Here is a 17,961-nt window from a genome sequence, read left to right on the forward strand (position 1 = left end):
TCATTTTCATTTTAGTATGTCTGCGGATTAATTAACGAATTCAAATGTATCTCCATTAAATTTAAAGGAATAGGCACATCTTTGGACTTTATTTTCTTTTCCATATGATTTAATAGCGTCTTCATCATCACAATAACAATCTGTTGATGCAGCATATTTTCTATTTGGTATATATAAGACATCTATAACATGATTTATCTTGTCATACTTGATTGTATATTCATCCCCTTCATGAGCCAAAGAATGATTGAATTTATTAACAAGTTTGCCCTTATCATAAACATAAAGACTAATATGATCCATAAAGTTATTCCCTCGTACCTTATCATGCCCAATTAGTACATATTTGACTCCTGTACCAGTATTAATTGTATCTATGGTATTATAGCTGTTTGGATAGAATTCATACAGGGTTTTCTTCTCTTTATCGACACGAATACTTTGATGTTCACTCCAATCAGAATCGTCATAGTACAGTATAGAAACTTGTTCTCTAAATAATACCCCAAATACCTTTGCGTCAAATGAAAAATGAAATAATTTATTGTCCTCTGATTTTACCATTTTAATCAAATCATCATCTAGCAATGCCATGATATCTTTCTTTGTAAATGTTTGGTGATTTATTATCTTTTGAAGGTTATCGATAATTCGATCTTTATAATACCTAATGATAGAATATGCTATAATAGAATCTTTATCGGCTGACAAGTCTTCTCTATGATATGAATTCTTAATTTTATGAATCTCTTTGTTTGTTAGCCCAACATCATTAAGAGCATAATACTCTTTATATTCTTGTAATTTATGATATTGCGATAAGTCATAATTTGTTTGTCTTACCAACTTTTCAAAATCACTTTGCGGAAACACCATCATCATAGACACCACAATCATAGGAAGAGCCAAAGACCCAAAACATCTTTTTACCCATTGTTTTTTAGTGTTATAATTTTTTACTTTTTTATACATTTATTTTTATGGGATCATTCTTTGTCAATTTAAAGACTACTCATTCAAATTCGTAAGCTCCAATATCGACTGTAGCATTGAAAATCCTATTATTAAGCAGTATATCAGTAGAGATCACTCCGGCATTATTTCCTGTGTCAATACATGGTGATAGACTTTGTAACTTCAACCCATCATCATTAGTTCTCCAAATTCCATCACTTCCCGGACCAATATCGATATTCGAAAATAATGGATTGGCATTAATATTTCCCGTTGTTGCACCCGCAATTATGTGCGGAGAAGTTTGTCCAATTAGATCTATATCAGAATAGGTTGCTAAAACCTGTGCTCCTTGCCCTCGCACATAAAATTGTGGACTTATTTCTGTAGCGGTGTTACCCCAGACAATACAATTCTGTAAGGTTACTGTGCATGAACCAGAAGATGTGGTTCCGTTTTCATCTAAATTATCTGCTATAAAAGCTCCTCCATATCCATTAAGAGCTCTGTTATTGACAAATACACAATTAATCAATTGTGGATTACAATTTCCTCCCGGACCACCTCCCCAGGCATACATGGCTCCTACATTTGAGGCAGAAGTGTTTTCATAAAAAATTGAATTAATAACTGTAGGACTCGCATTTCCTCGAACTCCGTAGCTATCCATACCTCCTGCTTCATTTAATGCATGATTTTGATAAAAAATACAATTTATATAAGTGGGTTCTGTATGTCCTCCATTATAACCATTATTGAAGGCTCCCGCACCAAAAGATGCTGTATTTTGAGTAAATAAGCAGTTTCGTATGATAGGGCTACAAAATCCGCCTGAGCCATATCCATGATTGTAAATACCACCACCTAGTCCGTTTCCACCAGATGTTGGTTGGCGGTCGTCATTACCGCCCTTAATTTCAAATCCATCTATAACTGCTGTATCATCCAGTTGTTCGTTATAAATTACAGTATAGCTATTATCGACCGCTCCTACAATACCAATTTCGCCGCTTAATATACTAGTAATCCCATTAGTCAAATTTCGCTCAGAAAGCATTGTCTCGGTGCCTGCAAAGCTTCCATAAATCGCTATACCATTTTTCATATTAAATGATATTGTTCTATCCGTAGTTGGGGTTGTAACATATACTCCTGTTGCTACCCAAACCTCATCACCAGTTTCTGAGACATCTATAGCATCTTGTAATGAGGTTCCTGGATAAGCGTTTTCCCAACTTGTTCCATCTAAGGCACCAGATCCTGTAGGGGTTACATAATGAATTATATCATCAGTACTCACTGGATCAATCGGAGCAGGAGGAGTATCACTTCCTGTGGTATCACTATCATTATTTTCTATAGTATCATCTTTTGAACAACTAATTAATAGCCCAAAAAACAACACAAAGCAAATACATATTGATTTTTTCATTTTCTTGATCTTTTTAAATTCAACTAATACAGGTTTTCAATTATACTTCGATAAGTTCTGGTCATATCTAAGTTTTTAGCATCTGATTTTACCGTTTTAATCAAATTATCATCTAGCAATGCTGTGCTATCTTTTTTTTTGTAAAAGTTTGACGATTCGTTATCCTTTGACGGTTATTAAAAATCCTATCTTTATAATACCCAATAATAGAATCTTTATTGGTTGACAAATCCTCCCTATGATATGAATTTTTAGTCTTTTTGAATCATCTTAGAAACCGGTTTTGTGATTAGGCTTTATTTAGTTCAAATGTATAATTGGAGGAGGAGGAGATAGTTCGAATGTTTTAGCATACTCTATAATACCATCTTTATATTCATACTTTACTCCTTTAGAAAAAGGCCCTTCTGTACAAAAACTATACTTTGCCCCTTTTGGAATTCGGTGTATAGTAGTTTCAAAATTATAATTATTATTCATATCTAAAGGCTTCTCAATTTTGATAAAAAGCCCTTCAAGTTTAAGACCGTATTTATACAACATATAAAAACGATTATTCTTCCAAAAATTCAGGACTACATTAGAAACAGGATAAACAACTTCAGGATAGTTTATTTCATCAAAAAAATCAGGTGATGGAGATTGCATTAACATCGGATTAGGAACCCCACGAGAATATCTGTTTCCTAAAGAATCAACTAATGTTACTTTTAGATCATCTACTATTTTATTATCGAATCTTACATCAATAATAATTAGAGTTGTCATATCATTTGCGCAATGTTGTCCATGTCCTATACCTGTTATAAATCCAAAAAAGACAAGTACTACAAATTTTTTCATGTCTGATTTTTTTTAAAAGAACTACTCCAAAACAAAAGTTACTTGTACATAATGTTTATGTAGTTCGTTAGGTTTAGCTGTATTAAAATATAAATATGATTTATTACTGGAAGTTTCTATTTTTTGGATGGCTCCAATCTTTTTATTGATACTAGTGGCTGTTATCTTGGCTCTATTCATCGCATCTTGTATTGCCATTTTATCCAATGCTGCAAGATCTGTATTGGTATTTTCCTCGGCAAATATTTCTACCCAAGTAATTGTTACACCTTTCATTTGTTGTCCAAACATCTTTTCTACTTCTCCAAAAGATGTAGTTGTATAAGTATAATACGAAGTTGTACGATACGTTAAAGCAGTGATTCCGTACAATTTATTTTGCTTAAACTCTTTAAAATCTATACCTATCTCTTTTATTTTATTTTTGTATTCTTCGATAATTTGAGATCTGCTTTTGGCTTCTATATTTTGATATCCATCAGCTACAAGATCTTTAAATTCTATATTAACAATATACTCCTTGATATCAACTTTTTTAGAAGCCTCGCCTCTTACTGTTATTGTATTATTTTGTTGCTGTCCAAAAATTGGAGCTGTACATAGTAATAATCCTATAATTAATTTCTTCATGTTCTCATTTTTATAAATTTGATGCGTACATTCGTCTAAATCGAAGCACAAAATTTTTGTATATTTTAGTATTCTCATTCTTTCTTCTTTTTTTATTCAAAAGACCAGATATCGGTATAAAAATCATAATAGTTTCCTTGATCCAAACCGTATCCATTAATGACCCATAATTTTTTATCGTAGTGTACAGATGTATGTTCTGTTCTTTCTGGAAAGTTTTTGGATACTTTTATTTGTGCCCAGGTTACACCATCGTTACTAAACCACACATCATTAAAATATTTAAAATCATTATTTCTGGTTCCTGCCGTTAACCACATTCCTTTTTCGTTAACAGTTAATGAGTGACTTCTTCTTGGAAGGAAATCTGCATTTGATGTAGCAAGAAACCATTGAAAACCATTTGGAGAATACCACACATCATTTAGAAAATTATTATTGATATCATAGCCACCAATAACCCAGATCTTATTATCATACACTACGGCCGCATGATCCCTTCGTTCTCCAAAAGGTGCCAGATTAGTCGCTAAATTCCATTTAACTCCATCACTGCTCACCCAAACATCTCCTTTTTCAACATCATTTTCATGACCTCCAATCACAAACATTCTTCCATTTAGATCTACCATAGCATGCCCGGATCGTGGTGAAAAAGAAGCATTACTGATAGCTTCTTTCCAAGTCTTGCCATCTGTACTATACCAAACATCATTCATTTCATTAACAAAATTACCGCCTGTTATCCACATTTTGCCATTAGAAACTGTTGTAGCATGATTTGTTCTCTCTGAAAAAGCTGCATTTTTTGTAGCTGCAATCCAGTTGACTCCATCACTACTAGACCATGCATCGTTATAATAAATACCTGGTCCATTGCCCGCTATTACCCACATCTTTTTATCAAATATTAATGAGGTATGATTAGCACGACCACCAAAAGAGGGTTTTTTGGTAACTAATGTAGATTTCAGTTTTTTCTTTGTTAGAGATAGCATCTTTGTAGATGTAGCTTCTACTTCTTCTATCTGATTGTCATCGGTGTCGCATGATAGCACTATCAAAGACAAAAATGCCAATATTATATATACATGTTTTTTCATTTCAATTTGTTTTATTCTGTTTTAATAAAAACCTTTCAATCATTAACTATCTAATTATTTTTTTCATCGCTTTCATTGTTTAAATTTTAAAAGTTATATGACAAATGTAGATATAGGTTGCTTTTTAAATGTCCCATATATTTGATATTCAAAATATTCGGACATTTTACTTCTTAGGAACAGACTCTTTTTTCTTTAGAAATACGATCCCAACAATACGCCAATCACTTGAAACAGTTAATGCATCAAATAAAAAGTAGAAATATTGTTTCTCCTTTTTGACATGCTTAAAATGCCCTGAGCTATTTATTTTATGTTATTCTTGTTATCAAATCAGGTTACGTTTTTAAATTATAGCTCTGTTTTATAGTTAAAATTTGCTCCAAAATATCCTAAGTGGTAAATCGTTATCTATTTATATCAAAAATTTCTCCGGAATGATACATCTCTTTTAGCTTGCTCTTTGATATTCCATAGGACAATTCAGAATAGTTTTCGGGTTTATTAATTCTATATATTCTACTCTTTTTACTTATTTCATATTCATTTGGAGATACAAATACACTATCCTTCGAGACACTAATTACTTTTAATGTAGAATAGCTACTTGTTTCAATTTTGTATTCATATATGTCGCCATTTATAGGAGATGCTATATACTCCAACTCTAGCTTTTTATCTTCACCACTAGCATAACTACTCCAAGCAATCAAAACTGCAATAATACCCAATCCTGAAAATTGCCATATAGGCCCTTTAGCTTTATTTTTCAAGTTATTGTACTCCCTTCTAATTGATTCTGACATCTCCTTAGTTTCAAGAACATTTTTACAATGCTGACACTGAGACATTCCTTTTTTACCAATTGGAAATAAAGGAATCCAGAAAATATGAGCATGTCTTCTGAATACCTGTAACGTCAGAGAACCTTGAGTTCCACAACTTGGACAAATGGATGTTTTGGATTGTTCAGATTTTATATGAACTGCTTTACTTCCATAGATTATCATACTCTTTTTCTTTTAATAATTTATAACAAAATGATTACTATAATATCTTTCTATAAAGGGGAATACAAATTTCAAAATTTCACAAAACCTCAAGACATTGTCTTGAGATTTGTTTAAAGATGAACGTTCTAGGGGAATTATTGTATATTAAAAAGCTCGGTAATTTCTTTGTAAGACATTGTAGTATAATCCACCGTAGATTTTGCAGAAGCAGATTTGATAAGTTGTCCACCAGGTATAATTACGTAACGATAACGCTGAAGATAGTTACCTGTATCTATATTTGTACCATCATTAGTATCTAGGCGAATTCTTACAACTGCAACCCCTTTATCTGAAGCCGACGGAGATAGAATCTGTGCACGGTAAATACCATTGGAAATAAAAGTAACAGGCAATTGAAAGTTGGTGGATAAAATTGCCCCCGTTGCTCCGTCAGCTACTCGTCGTTGTCCAAAAACTAAAATAACTGCTCTATCTAAATGTTCGGTAGTAATTTCTGGAGCTTCAATATCAAATACCGTATTCGGGCTAGCTACCAAAACAGGAATTTCAGTATCTATCCAATCTGAATACATCACATTTGCGGTTCCTGGATCTCCTGAATCCCCCGGATTACCCTGTGTTCCTTGATCTCCTTGTGTTCCGGCTGGTCCCTCTGATCCTGCTGGACCTATGGCACCATCTTCTCCATCAGAACAGGAGAATATAGATACAGATAATAGTAGTACCAAACTCAATTTCACTAAATCTTTGATTACTTTCATTTTTTGTTATTTTTAAAATTTTAGAGTACAAACCTAGTGAGAGCAAGAGTTTTGAATATCCGAAAAGTTTGAATTTCAATGAATTCGGACATCTTAAATAGGTTTTGTCAAAATATGAGTATCATTCGTTTTTCTGGGAGTTCTTTCCTATCATATTATCCCAAGTGTCTAAAAAATGTTTTTACATTTCTTTTATTTTTTCCCCAATCAACTATTTGGGTTGAAAGATAACATTCACTTGTCATCGTTACATTTCTATTTTCTTCGATTCTTATGCTTATTTTTTCAAACCAAGACCAAATATTTAATGATGACTTTGCATAGATGGTTCTATTTTCTTTATCAATATTTTCTATCTCAAACTTAGATTTGTCAATGGCAGTTTTGATGTTATGAATTAATTCAATCTTGCTTGAATCGTACTTTTTTGAAGCTTCGAATTTTACTCCCATTTCTTAATTTTTTAAATAATTTGAAAACCTTATATACAATTCTTAACTCTGCATTATATCCATCCCATATTGGCGGGAATTCGTCATTATATCCTTTTTCAGAAATACTTTTACCCACTTTTATCCATAATAATACATCACCTTTTTTCTTTTTGTTTAGCTTGATTCGAATTCCCAAATTAATATTTTCATTACTAAACTTTCTTACCACTTCATCATCTTGTGTCTTATAAGAATTTGTACTATAATCAATAGTCATAAACCGATAGTTTATTCCCGCTTCAAAATGAAAAAATACTACAGGAGCAATTCCTCCTGTTAATCCAGGTAAAGCATATACTGATGTTTTTCCTATGGCATACTCTACACCAGCAGACAATTTATAGGTAAAAGGAGGTATGGATACACCTTGTATTCCGTAAGCTATTCCATACGCAAGATTAATATTGAATTTTTTAGGTATCTGATCGGCATTATAATTTTGTTGCCCAAATAAAAGAGGTAGGCTTATAAAATATATTAATACGATACTTAACAGCCTTATTCCTCTATCCCTATGAAACATGAAAAATTCGTTTAGATTAATTGTATTACTAATGATTATTAGCCGAGCTTTTAGAGGTATTGACAATAATATTTTATCAGGGAATTACGGTTTCTACAACACACCAATTCTCAAAAAAACTAGTATGCTGTATAACAAAGTTCTGAGTGCCAAAGTTTAATGGACAATGGGCTATATTATTCTTATCATTGATTCTGTTGATTTGAAGTTCAGTTCTGTTTCCCAAACCTATTCTTCCCAATATTTGACCTGCATTCACTCGGTCACCTAAAGAAACATTAACATCTACTACATGATCCTGTATGATAAGCCATGTAGAATTATCATTTGGTTTTATCCATATTTCAAAATCATCAATATTTGAATTCATTCTGATATCTTCTACAATTCCATCTGAAACCGATCTAACCTGTATATTTGATTGCTTAGTAAAATATTCAATTGCAGGGTTTTGTTGAGTGGGTGTTAGTGACTCACCAAATGCGATAAATGAATCCACCTGATCAATTGCTAATGGTGTAACCATAAAAGATGGTGGAGTAGGATCTAACAAAACATCATCATCTGTGCACGCAATACATAACAAAACAAGAATCAAAAACAACATACTTTTCATAATAACTCTTATTCAATACTAGTTTCCAGAGTTATTATTTATATCCCCATACATCCTAAATGTATTTTTCATAGCAATTATTTTCAATATTATGTAATCAAAAGTAGGTAGAGGTGTTCATCTAAGTGTCCAAGAAATTTGAATTTCAAAGAATTCGGACATATTTTAAGAGGTTTACCAAAAAACACTTCATGCTAAATTGAAGAAAGTAAAATGTCTAGGTTTGAGTAGAAACTCTGATACTTGCTTTTTAAATTGAAAAAAGCAACTCTTTTTTTGCAATAATAATCAGATCCTTTGTAGTAGTACCTTCGTATTGGGGATGTGTTTTTCGTCTTTCATCCAAAATTGTAAAGCGTCTTCTTTTGATAAATATGTTGAAATCCGGACGTTTTTGAAGGATGTATTTTGTAATATTCCCAGGGCCGAAGCCAAGTTCTAAAACTTCTGCATTATCTTTTTTTATAGATTTGCAAAACAAATCAAAAGTATCATGGTACATCTCCAAATTCATAAATTTATCCTGATACACCTTAGCAAATTTGTCAAAATCTCTATTGCGATTTTGGTTTTATCCTTAGCTAATCTGTTTTTCTATCTATTTGGTGTTCTCCTTTTCAATATCCAAATCCCAACTCCAATACAACCTAATATTAACCATACAATCATCCAATAATCGGTCTCTTCACTTTTTCCCTTTTTTTGTGAATCATTAGCAGTCTCAATTACCCTTTCTTCTTTTACTAATTCTTTTTTAAACAGGCTATCGATGTGTTTTTTGAATGTACTATCTAGTAGAACGTTTTGTTTTGGAATAGGCCTATAATCTATAATTTTTCCAATTGTAGTATCTCTGGCATATTTTCTGTCAAGATCCAACTGATTTCCTTTTCCCTGTTGAATTCTTACTCCGATTTTGGGTTCTTTGTAGTATTTTGTTGTAAACTCATGTTCTGGATTTATTCCTGATCGTATCCATGTCATTTCATCATCACGTATTTTTTGATAAAATCTATTTCCTTCATTAATTTCTTCTATTAGCAATTCTTCTAACTCATATAAAGTAAATTTTTTTCCTCGTCTTTTTGTATACTGATGAAAAAGAGTAAATACGATTTTTTTCTTATACACTTCTTTTACTATATCGTCTTCAATACTATAAGCTGCTTTAAAATACGCTCGTGCTGCGAGTTGCCTTGCGCCTTCTTTCCAACCTGTTCCCATTAGTAAGTCTCCTAAAACTTCTAATAAAACAGGGGAATCATAATTTCCAAATTTCATCATGCCCATAATACCGATAATGGCATTTTCTAATTCTTTTGGAGGTAATTTTCTTATTGAGCTTTCCTTTTTCTCTTTATATTTATTTAAAAGAAATGTATAAAAATTATGCTCAAGCTCTGGTTTGGGAGGACAATCGAGACACCTTCTAAATTTGGAAGATATGGGTAACGGAATCTTGCCGTTTTTCATTTTACCGAAGACATACTCTGCAACATGTCGTTGATATATTTCTCTACCAAAATGCGCCTCAGGATTAATTGCTACAGCTTTATCGATGTATTCTATTCCTTTTTTAAATTGGCCATCATGTAGATAAAATGTACCTAAATTAGCATATGTTTTATATTCTCCAGGCTTGATCCGCTCTTTTTTGAGAATAACTTTGATTGCCTTTTTATCATCCCCTATTTTTGAATATGAAACAGCAAGGTCATCTAAAAGACCAAGGCTATCTGGGAATTTTTCAAGTTTTTCTTCTCGATCTTTTATTCTCCAATAATGAAACTCTGATGAGTGTCGAAGGAATTTTCCTGAAATCAATTCGATTATACTAGGAAATTGTTGTCTTTCCATTTCAATAGTATCATAATCCCAAAAGCATGGGAAAACGGTAAAAAAACCTATAAAAAAAACTATGATTGTGAGTCTGGTGCGTTTCATTTCTTAAATATAAGTATTCTTGTTTTTTAATTATACCATGTTCAAAAAAAGGATCCTCATTACTGTTGTTAGGTTAGCTAATGAGGATCCAGGGTAATGAAAAGCAATTGGACAAAAAAACCTAATCATTACGTTACTATTGTTATATGAGTATACCTGTTTATTCTAGTTTTATAATCCAATAATTGAAATCGCCTGTTGTACCTTCGCCAGCCCCCATAATATTTGTATACCATGTTCCTGCAACGATATATCCATTATCCGCAGTTTGTTGTATCGAAAATCCATAATCATCCCCAGGTCCTCCTAAACTCTCTTGCCAAATGATATTACCAAATGTATCTAATCTTAAAATCCAAAAATCTCTCGCCCCATTATTAGAAGTCAAGTCTCCATCTAATGAATTTGTACTACCAACAGCTATGTATCCTCCTCCTACTTCCTTAATTTCACCTACTCCATCAGAACCAGAACCACCGAGTGTTTTCTCCCAAAGTAAGTCTCCAGTAACATTAAGCTTTATAATCCAGGCATCTGCAGATCCTTTATTTTCTCCTACATCACCATCTACAGATGTAGAATATCCTCCAATAATATAACCGCTATCTATGGTTTGTTCTACCGAAACGGCTTCTTCATTTTCAGATCCTCCTAACGTTTTTTGCCAATCTAAATTCCCTGTATCATCTAATTTTGCAATCCACAAATCTCTTTTATTTTCTGTTGTTGTATACCCCGCTACAATGAATCCCAAATCAATCGTTTGATCTATAGAACCCATAAAATCGTTCTCAGGTCCTCCAAGATTAGTCTCCCATACTAAATTTCCAGTTTCATCAAGTCTTACAATCCAGGCATCAGCTTTACCATTATTTCCTGTAACATTTCCATTACCTGACAATGAAAAACCAACTGCTACATAACCTCCATCTGATGTTTGTTGAATAGATTCTAAAATATCATCACTAGTACCTCCCAAGTTAGTTTCCCACACCAGATTTCCTGAGGCATTTAGTTTTACAATCCAAAAATCCCGCATTCCATTATTACCTCCAACATCACCATCACTTGATGTAGAAAATGCTCCAACGATGTAACCTCCATCCATAGTTTGTTGTATCCCATGGATGGTCTCATTATTTGATCCTCCCAAGTTTGTTTCCCATTCTATATTTCCAAGGCTATCCAACTTTATAATCCAGCAATCTTTACCTCCTTTATTTCCTCCAACATCCCCATCTGTAGATTCTGATGAACCTCCTATTATGTATCCGCCATCACTTGTTTGTTCTATCTCATATGCTTCATCATCAAATGTTCCTCCAAGGGATTTCTGCCATGCTATAGAAACTTCTTCATTGATGATCTCACCTCCCTCTGTTATAAAAGTAAAAGTATTTTCTGATTCATTCTCATTACCATCAGAAGCTACTACTTTACCATTATAATTAGTTTCAGCTATAAGACCTTCTAAAAGGAACTCTGTCGTTTCCAGATTTGACTGTACTTCGTTATCTCCCAGAAATACAGAATATGTCACTTTATCATCATCTGGGTCAACTGCCGCAGTCCATTCTAGTAATGCACTATTATCGGTTATCTGACTAACCTGTATTGTAAAATCTCCTGGTACCTGATTCTCGACAGACGCAGGTGGTATAACTTTATCGTCGTCGTTATTACATCCTACTATTGATAAGCAAAGGATAATTAAACTATACAAAAACGGTTGTTTTTTCATCTGTTTATCTTTTTTTGTGATCTATTTATGAAATATATTATCATTATTTAGCTTGCCATGAAATAGCAAACAGCTTAAGCAAATACCATGTTTGCAATCGTATAATACTTAGGGTGATAAAATTAATTAGGGTGAAGTGTACGAATGTCCAGAAAGTTTGAATTTCAAAGAATCCGGACGTTTTTTTTAGGGGATTTTCCTGTATTCTTTTGGCGAGATACCAGTTAGTTTTTTAAAAGCACTGTAAAAAGTAGATTTCGAATTAAACCCAGATTCCAAAGCGATCGCTATAATGGTGTAGTTTATAAAATTAGGGTTTCTTAATTTAGATTTTGCATCCTCTACTCTATATCTATTTACATAATCGGTAAAATTATGCTCGCTCAATTTATTAACTAGTTGTGACAGGTAATTACCACTTATGTTTAGTTTTTTGGCCATACTATCTAATCCCAGATTTTGATCTCGATATATTTTGGCTTCTTTCATTAAAAAATCAAGTTCCTTAAAATACACATTATCATTTGTAATGTGGGATTCGTTTTTTATGTGAATTTGTTTTAGTTTTTTTCCAGTTAGCCTGGCAATTAAATGAAACAAAAACACATGATTGTTGCTAAAAAAATCTTTTTGAGAATGCTCAGAATCCAGAACTCCTACTACCTCATCATCGATAAAAATAGGAATAGACAATTCAGACATTCTATGATCATCGTCTATGATATACCCAGGATCATTAGTCACATCGGACACATACTCAAATATTCCTGATTGTGCCACTCTACCAACAATACCTTCTCCTAATGGGATTTGGATAGGGCTTATGACTTTTCTTTCTCCATTATTTTTATGACCAAATGCTGCTTTTTGTATCAAAACCTTATTTTGGGTATCCAACATATAGATCACACAATCCTCTAGTTCTAGTTGCGAAATGCAATTCTCTACGATATCCCACAATACTTCTTCGAGCTTATTTTTTTCAAATAGTGATGATGCAAAATAGCTTAGTATTCCTATTGTTTCATTTGATGTATTTTGATGTTTTATATGTTCTTTTTCAGAAAAAATCTGATCCTGTCCATGTATACCAAAATTTGAAATTGAACTTCGTATCAAATCTTTTTTACTCTTTACTTTATCAAACTCTGGTGTTAACTGTTTTGTAGTAGTAAATACACCATTATACGCTACGGCAAATACTTGATTAAAAAAAAGAGGTATCCTAAAATAGAAATTAGAAAAATTCTTTAGGACTATACTCGAAAAGAAAAAAGTAAATACCATGATAAGTAATACTATATTTAATACAATCAGCATTGTAAACATATGCCTTGTATTAAATAAGAAAACATCTGTACTTAGCATCTTATAACACATGGCCATAAAGAGAAATACAATCCCACATATTAAAATTGCTGAAACCTTTATTGCTATTTTATCACCTATATATTTCTTGATATTCATGATGATTGATTTTTTTGTCCAATTCAAATATATACTGACAACACCTTTGAAAACAAACGAAATATCTCGATATTCTGAGAATTTCGAGATTAATTCACGTATGCAATTTGCTTATTATCAACTACTTATGCCGATTTTGTTTTAAAACCTTATAAAACCAGAAAATAGTATCTTTATAGCTAAATAAATCGATAAAACCCCTTGAGCACAAAAAAGACATATCTCTTTTTCACTTTCTTTTATAAAAGGATAACTATTGTTTTTTTACTGTACTGTATACAAATTACTACGGGGCAGGAAGAAGATTTTGTAATTCCCGATTCTTTAAAAACCTTGGATTATGATAGTATCTATAAAATCCATATGAAAACCTATAGAGATACTCTAATTTCAAAAACTTATTTATATACTTATTTAAAGAAAGCCATTTCAGAAAACAATACTCTAGAAATGGCTAAAGCCTATAGTTGGTTGTTTTATTATGCTGAAGAAGAATCGGAAAAAATAAGATTAATTGATCGCTCTATAGCTTTAAGTAAAAATTTAGAAGGTAATATCACAATTAAAGGATATTCTTTTAAAGGAGGATATTATTTAAATAATGGTCAGTATACTTTAGCATTAGATAATTATTTACAAGCATTAGCATTAGCCGAAAAAGAAAATAGTACCGAATATATTTCTATTACCGAACATAATATTGCTTGTATTAAAACCGAAATAGGAAAGCATCAGGAGGCCTTACCTCTTTTTAAAGAAAACTTTACTCATATTATTACAAAACATGCTACTGATACGGTTCGATATTTAAATTCTATAATCCCTCTAGCAGAATCTTATCGCTATAATAACCTTCTGGATTCTGCTTCAGTGTATCATTATAAAGCAATTAAACGATCTCAAAAACCGGAGCATTATTATAATAGGTTTTATGGCAGGGTTATCATTAATGAGGGTATCAATCTCTTCTATAAAGAGAAATTTAAGAACGCTTATGATAGCATTGCTAAGGGTATACCTATCCTTGATAAAACCCGATCTGAAAACAGAAAAGCATATATTTTGGGTGAGTTTTATTTGGGAAAACTACAGCTTCTAAAACAAGACGCCATAGCAGCTAAAAAACACTTTCTTACTGTAGATTCTATCCTGCAAAAAGAAAAAATTACTCCCCTGGAAATTCGGGAAAGCTATGAGTTTATGATAAACTTTTATAAGACGAATCATAAAAAGGAAAAACAACTCGAATATATCAACAAACTACTACAATTTGATAGCATCGTTAACCAGGAAGCTTCTTTTGTATCCTCGCGCTTATTCAAAGAATTTGATACTCCCTTATTATTAAAAGAAAAAGAAACCCTAATCAATGAACTAAAAGGGAATAATAAAAACCTAAACCTTTTAGTAGTTTTTCTCTCATTACTTACTCTTGTTGCCATTGCTTTTTTATATCGTCAATACCAAAAGAGAAAAACCTATCAGGAAAAATTTGAACAATTGATTGCTGAAGACAAGTTAGCCCAAACTATACAGAGGAAACAGCAAAGTGATAGTGATATTGGGGTGGCTGATGATATCGTTGAAGAAATTCTTAATAAGCTGGTCCTATTTGAACAAAATCATCATTATCTAAAAAAGAATATTAGCACTACCTCTTTGGCCAAAGACATTAAAACCAATACAAAGTATTTATCAAAAGTCATTAATCATCATAAACAAAAGAATTTTGCCAATTATATCAACGATCTTAGGATTGCACATGCAGTAACCCAGTTAAAAGAAAACAAAACTCTTAAACACTATACTATACAGGGTATTGCAGAAGAAATGGGGTTTAATACCGCTGAATCTTTTTCATCTGCCTTTAAAAAGAGTACCGGTATCAAAACTTCTTATTTTATTAAGAAGCTACATGACTTAGATACTATGTAATTTATCGAAATTCTGTGAATTTCGACTAATAACTCTCTCATTTATAAGGTTTATGCTATTTTTTACCCTATATTTATTCTTGGAATTCAAAAAAAGTAACTTACATATCCTTTTATACTGTTAGGCATTTTTTATCGTCACTTTGAGTGATTTTTGATAAAAAATTGTATCAGTAATGTTCTGATGCTGGTAGAAAAGGTATGTGTATAATAATCTTTAAAAACTAAAAATTATGAGAAAAGCAAAGGGAAAAAAATTACATCTCAAAAAATTGAATGTTACAAAATTGGAAAATTTGTCATCTATCCAAGGTGGAAATGAAGGTCCAATAAAAAGTCAGGTACATACAAGATGTCCAATATTCTATAAACCGATATTTACCATTATTACTTGCCCAACTAATTTTGGATGGGGTTAAACAAGGTTATATAATCATTGTAGAATACTAATAAAGAATAAAAACCCTCAAACTATAAAAATGGGAAAACATAGTTTGAGGGTGTATTAATTTAGCCCTTCAGTCTATAACCATATCAGTTTCTATAGTCAACCCAACCCCGCCAATGAATAGGATAGTCATCATTGTGAGGTCTACGGATTACTTTTCTTATTCTTTTCGATACTCCAGGATATGTTATTCTTTTCCAATATCCTCTTTTTATTGTATGAGCTGTTTTAAAAATAATCCTCCAACTCCCGGACGAATTTTTATATCTAGATTGAACATTCATCCCTTTTGTTTTACTATTAGTATCAGAGAAAACTTGTGAAAAAATTTGCACTATTCTTTTTCTACTCGAAGATGTCACTTCATTTCTCCTCATCCATTCACCTGGGTGACAAAAATCTGCACTCACATCATCACAAAAACCACGATTAGCTGGGTGTTTTTGTAACAATGATTCAGGAATTTTTGTCATTTCTATAGTAACAGGAGTATTCAAAGTATATACCACCTTCCTTTTTTCTAATAATTTCTGATTTTTAGCAGATTTAGACAGATCCATTAATATCTGGGGAATGGGATATTCTTCAGAAGTAAGTCCTAGATATATATCTAACATAGAATGCGTATCAAAATCAATGAATGTTTTATTATTTTCAGGCCCTGATTCCATAGCAATGATGATAGGATCGCCTTCTTCATCACCTTTGATGAGTTGTAGTTTGTTGCCATTGGCAAAGGTAAAGACAGCAAATTCTCCATCGTTAGTTTCCAGTAGAACCTCTTGTGTAGACTCTGCTTCATTTTCACATGAAGAAGTAAAGAGTAAGATGCAAATAATGCATAAAGCTTGTATGAGTTTAATACGTTTCATAAAATTTGTTTAAAAAGATTTATGTGATAAAAATTACCCGAACCTTTTTAAGACACCCGGGTTTATGTCTACTCTTGCAAGAATGTTTTAGAAAATTAAATGTGCTTTGAGGGTTCGGATCATATCCATTTTGATAAAAAAGCAGCAAGAGAATCAAAAGTTTCTACCTGCTGCCTACCAAACCATCATTTCAAACTGCTGAATTACTAGCTAATAAAATTCTCATTATAAAATCATAATTCCTGTGCTAACAATTTTATTTCGAGTTTCGAAAATCAGTATACCCTTTCCAATACAAATATTCTGTTCCAAGGCCAGTTGATTCATTAACCCCACTACGTGCTGCTCTTCTGTATCTTTTCATTTTTCCCGGTATTGCTAATCTTTTCCACCTTCCGGGATATACCTTGTATTTCCCTTTGGTGTGTGTCACCCATCCTCCAGATGCTTTTCTATATCTATGTCTTACTTCCATATACTTCCCTTCATTGTATGATTCTTTAAACACAGAGGTATAATTTTCCATTGTTTTACATCGACTACTAGATGTAATATTAGACACTTTACTTTTTTCTCGGTTATAACAATAATTATAGCTCTCAGGAATATTATCACAAAAATCTGCTTTATTATTACTCTTCATTTTAAGTGTTTCAGGTATTTTTTCAACACTAAAATTTAGTGCCGTATCAAAATCCTTAACAACACTTCTATGATGCAAATGGTCTTTGTCTTTTGAGATGTCTGCAATTATTTTAGGGAGAGGAGAATCATCAGGAGTTAACTTGAGATATATATCTAATATAGAATTAGAGTCAAAATCTATGAATTCTATATTTTTATTTGACCCAGATTCGATAGCTAAGATAACCGGGGCTCCTTCTTCATCACTTTCAATTAATTGTAGCGTATTGCCATTAGAGAATGTAAAGATCGCTAATTCTTCATTTTTATTTTCCTGTAGTGTTTCATTATTAACTCTCTCACAAGAGAATGTTGCAAATGCCAAAAGCGAAATGTATTCGATTAGTCCGATTCTTGTAGGGATAAGATTTTTCATGTTAGTTAGTTTTTTAAATATTTGAAAAAGGTGAGTATATTTTAAGGGTTTAAAACCTACTCACCTCATACACAAACTCAACTGTATAAAATACAAGTGAGATGCAATTCTAATAACATTAAA

General features: G+C 32.1%; 18 protein-coding genes. 2 read left to right on the forward strand and 16 right to left on the reverse strand.

The window, feature by feature from the left end:
* Nucleotides 1-27 precede the first annotated feature (27 nt).
* From Z054_RS0102490 to Z054_RS29835, 14 genes are all read right to left on the reverse strand, one after another.
* The gene (locus tag Z054_RS0102490) at nt 28-972 is read right to left on the reverse strand and encodes a hypothetical protein (protein WP_024768521.1); all 945 of its coding nucleotides are present in this window, start codon (nt 970-972) and stop codon (nt 28-30) included.
* A 40-nt stretch (nt 973-1,012) separates the two neighbouring features.
* Entirely contained in the window at nt 1,013-2,386 is a 1,374-nt protein-coding gene (locus Z054_RS32210) for a choice-of-anchor Q domain-containing protein (RefSeq protein ID WP_174412243.1), read from the reverse strand.
* Nucleotides 2,387-2,686: 300 nt separating this feature from the next.
* A complete protein-coding gene (locus tag Z054_RS0102500) occupies nt 2,687-3,229 on the reverse strand; it encodes a hypothetical protein (protein WP_024768523.1) in 543 nt (180 codons plus the stop codon).
* 21 nt (nt 3,230-3,250) lie between these two features.
* Entirely contained in the window at nt 3,251-3,859 is a 609-nt protein-coding gene (locus Z054_RS0102505) for an SIMPL domain-containing protein (protein ID WP_161635234.1), read from the reverse strand.
* Between the two features lie 92 nt (nt 3,860-3,951).
* Complete coding sequence (locus tag Z054_RS0102510) at nt 3,952-4,962, reverse strand: Kelch repeat-containing protein (protein WP_024768525.1); 1,011 nt, start codon at nt 4,960-4,962, stop codon at nt 3,952-3,954.
* Nucleotides 4,963-5,369: 407 nt separating this feature from the next.
* The gene (locus Z054_RS0102515; RefSeq protein WP_024768526.1) at nt 5,370-5,972 is read right to left on the reverse strand and encodes a zinc ribbon domain-containing protein; all 603 of its coding nucleotides are present in this window, start codon (nt 5,970-5,972) and stop codon (nt 5,370-5,372) included.
* Nucleotides 5,973-6,109: 137 nt separating this feature from the next.
* A complete protein-coding gene (locus Z054_RS29830; protein ID WP_024768527.1) occupies nt 6,110-6,739 on the reverse strand; it encodes a collagen-like triple helix repeat-containing protein in 630 nt (209 codons plus the stop codon).
* A 155-nt stretch (nt 6,740-6,894) separates the two neighbouring features.
* On the reverse strand, nt 6,895-7,191 hold the full coding sequence (locus tag Z054_RS0102525; RefSeq protein ID WP_024768528.1) for a DUF1499 domain-containing protein: 297 nt from the start codon (nt 7,189-7,191) through the stop codon (nt 6,895-6,897).
* Nucleotides 7,142-7,756 carry a hypothetical protein gene (locus Z054_RS0102530; RefSeq protein WP_024768529.1) on the reverse strand — a complete coding sequence of 205 codons (615 nt, stop codon included), beginning with the start codon at nt 7,754-7,756 and terminating at the stop codon, nt 7,142-7,144. Before Z054_RS0102530 ends, Z054_RS0102525 begins: the two co-directional genes overlap by 50 nt.
* Nucleotides 7,757-7,832: 76 nt before the next feature.
* Nucleotides 7,833-8,372, reverse strand: a complete 540-nt coding sequence (locus Z054_RS0102535; protein WP_024768530.1) for a peptidoglycan DD-metalloendopeptidase family protein — start codon at nt 8,370-8,372, stop codon at nt 7,833-7,835.
* Between the two features lie 250 nt (nt 8,373-8,622).
* Entirely contained in the window at nt 8,623-8,886 is a 264-nt protein-coding gene (locus Z054_RS0102540) for a hypothetical protein (RefSeq protein ID WP_024768531.1), read from the reverse strand.
* 80 nt (nt 8,887-8,966) lie between these two features.
* The gene (locus Z054_RS27765; RefSeq protein ID WP_024768532.1) at nt 8,967-10,316 is read right to left on the reverse strand and encodes a tetratricopeptide repeat protein; all 1,350 of its coding nucleotides are present in this window, start codon (nt 10,314-10,316) and stop codon (nt 8,967-8,969) included.
* A 160-nt stretch (nt 10,317-10,476) separates the two neighbouring features.
* Nucleotides 10,477-12,057: a fibronectin type III domain-containing protein gene (locus Z054_RS27770; RefSeq protein ID WP_024768533.1), complete on the reverse strand. Its 1,581-nt coding sequence runs from the start codon at nt 12,055-12,057 to the stop codon at nt 10,477-10,479.
* A gap of 186 nt (nt 12,058-12,243) precedes the next feature.
* Nucleotides 12,244-13,524, reverse strand: coding sequence for a helix-turn-helix domain-containing protein (locus Z054_RS29835; RefSeq protein WP_024768534.1), 1,281 nt, complete (start codon nt 13,522-13,524; stop codon nt 12,244-12,246).
* Nucleotides 13,525-13,725: 201 nt separating this feature from the next.
* Here Z054_RS29835 and Z054_RS0102560 point away from each other — a divergent pair, with 201 nt between their 5' ends.
* Both Z054_RS0102560 and Z054_RS0102565 read left to right on the forward strand, forming a co-directional pair.
* Entirely contained in the window at nt 13,726-15,459 is a 1,734-nt protein-coding gene (locus Z054_RS0102560) for an AraC family transcriptional regulator (protein ID WP_024768535.1), read from the forward strand.
* A gap of 232 nt (nt 15,460-15,691) precedes the next feature.
* Nucleotides 15,692-15,877: a hypothetical protein gene (locus tag Z054_RS0102565; RefSeq protein WP_024768536.1), complete on the forward strand. Its 186-nt coding sequence runs from the start codon at nt 15,692-15,694 to the stop codon at nt 15,875-15,877.
* Between the two features lie 115 nt (nt 15,878-15,992).
* Here Z054_RS0102565 and Z054_RS0102570 read toward each other — a convergent pair whose 3' ends face one another.
* Entirely contained in the window at nt 15,993-16,778 is a 786-nt protein-coding gene (locus Z054_RS0102570) for a hypothetical protein (RefSeq protein WP_024768537.1), read from the reverse strand.
* 256 nt (nt 16,779-17,034) lie between these two features.
* Entirely contained in the window at nt 17,035-17,838 is an 804-nt protein-coding gene (locus Z054_RS0102575) for a hypothetical protein (RefSeq protein WP_024768538.1), read from the reverse strand.
* Nucleotides 17,839-17,961 lie beyond the last annotated feature (123 nt).

The sequence above is a fragment of the Aquimarina macrocephali JAMB N27 genome (assembly GCF_000520995.1).
In the GTDB taxonomy this organism is placed as follows: Bacteria; Bacteroidota; Bacteroidia; order Flavobacteriales; family Flavobacteriaceae; genus Aquimarina; species Aquimarina macrocephali.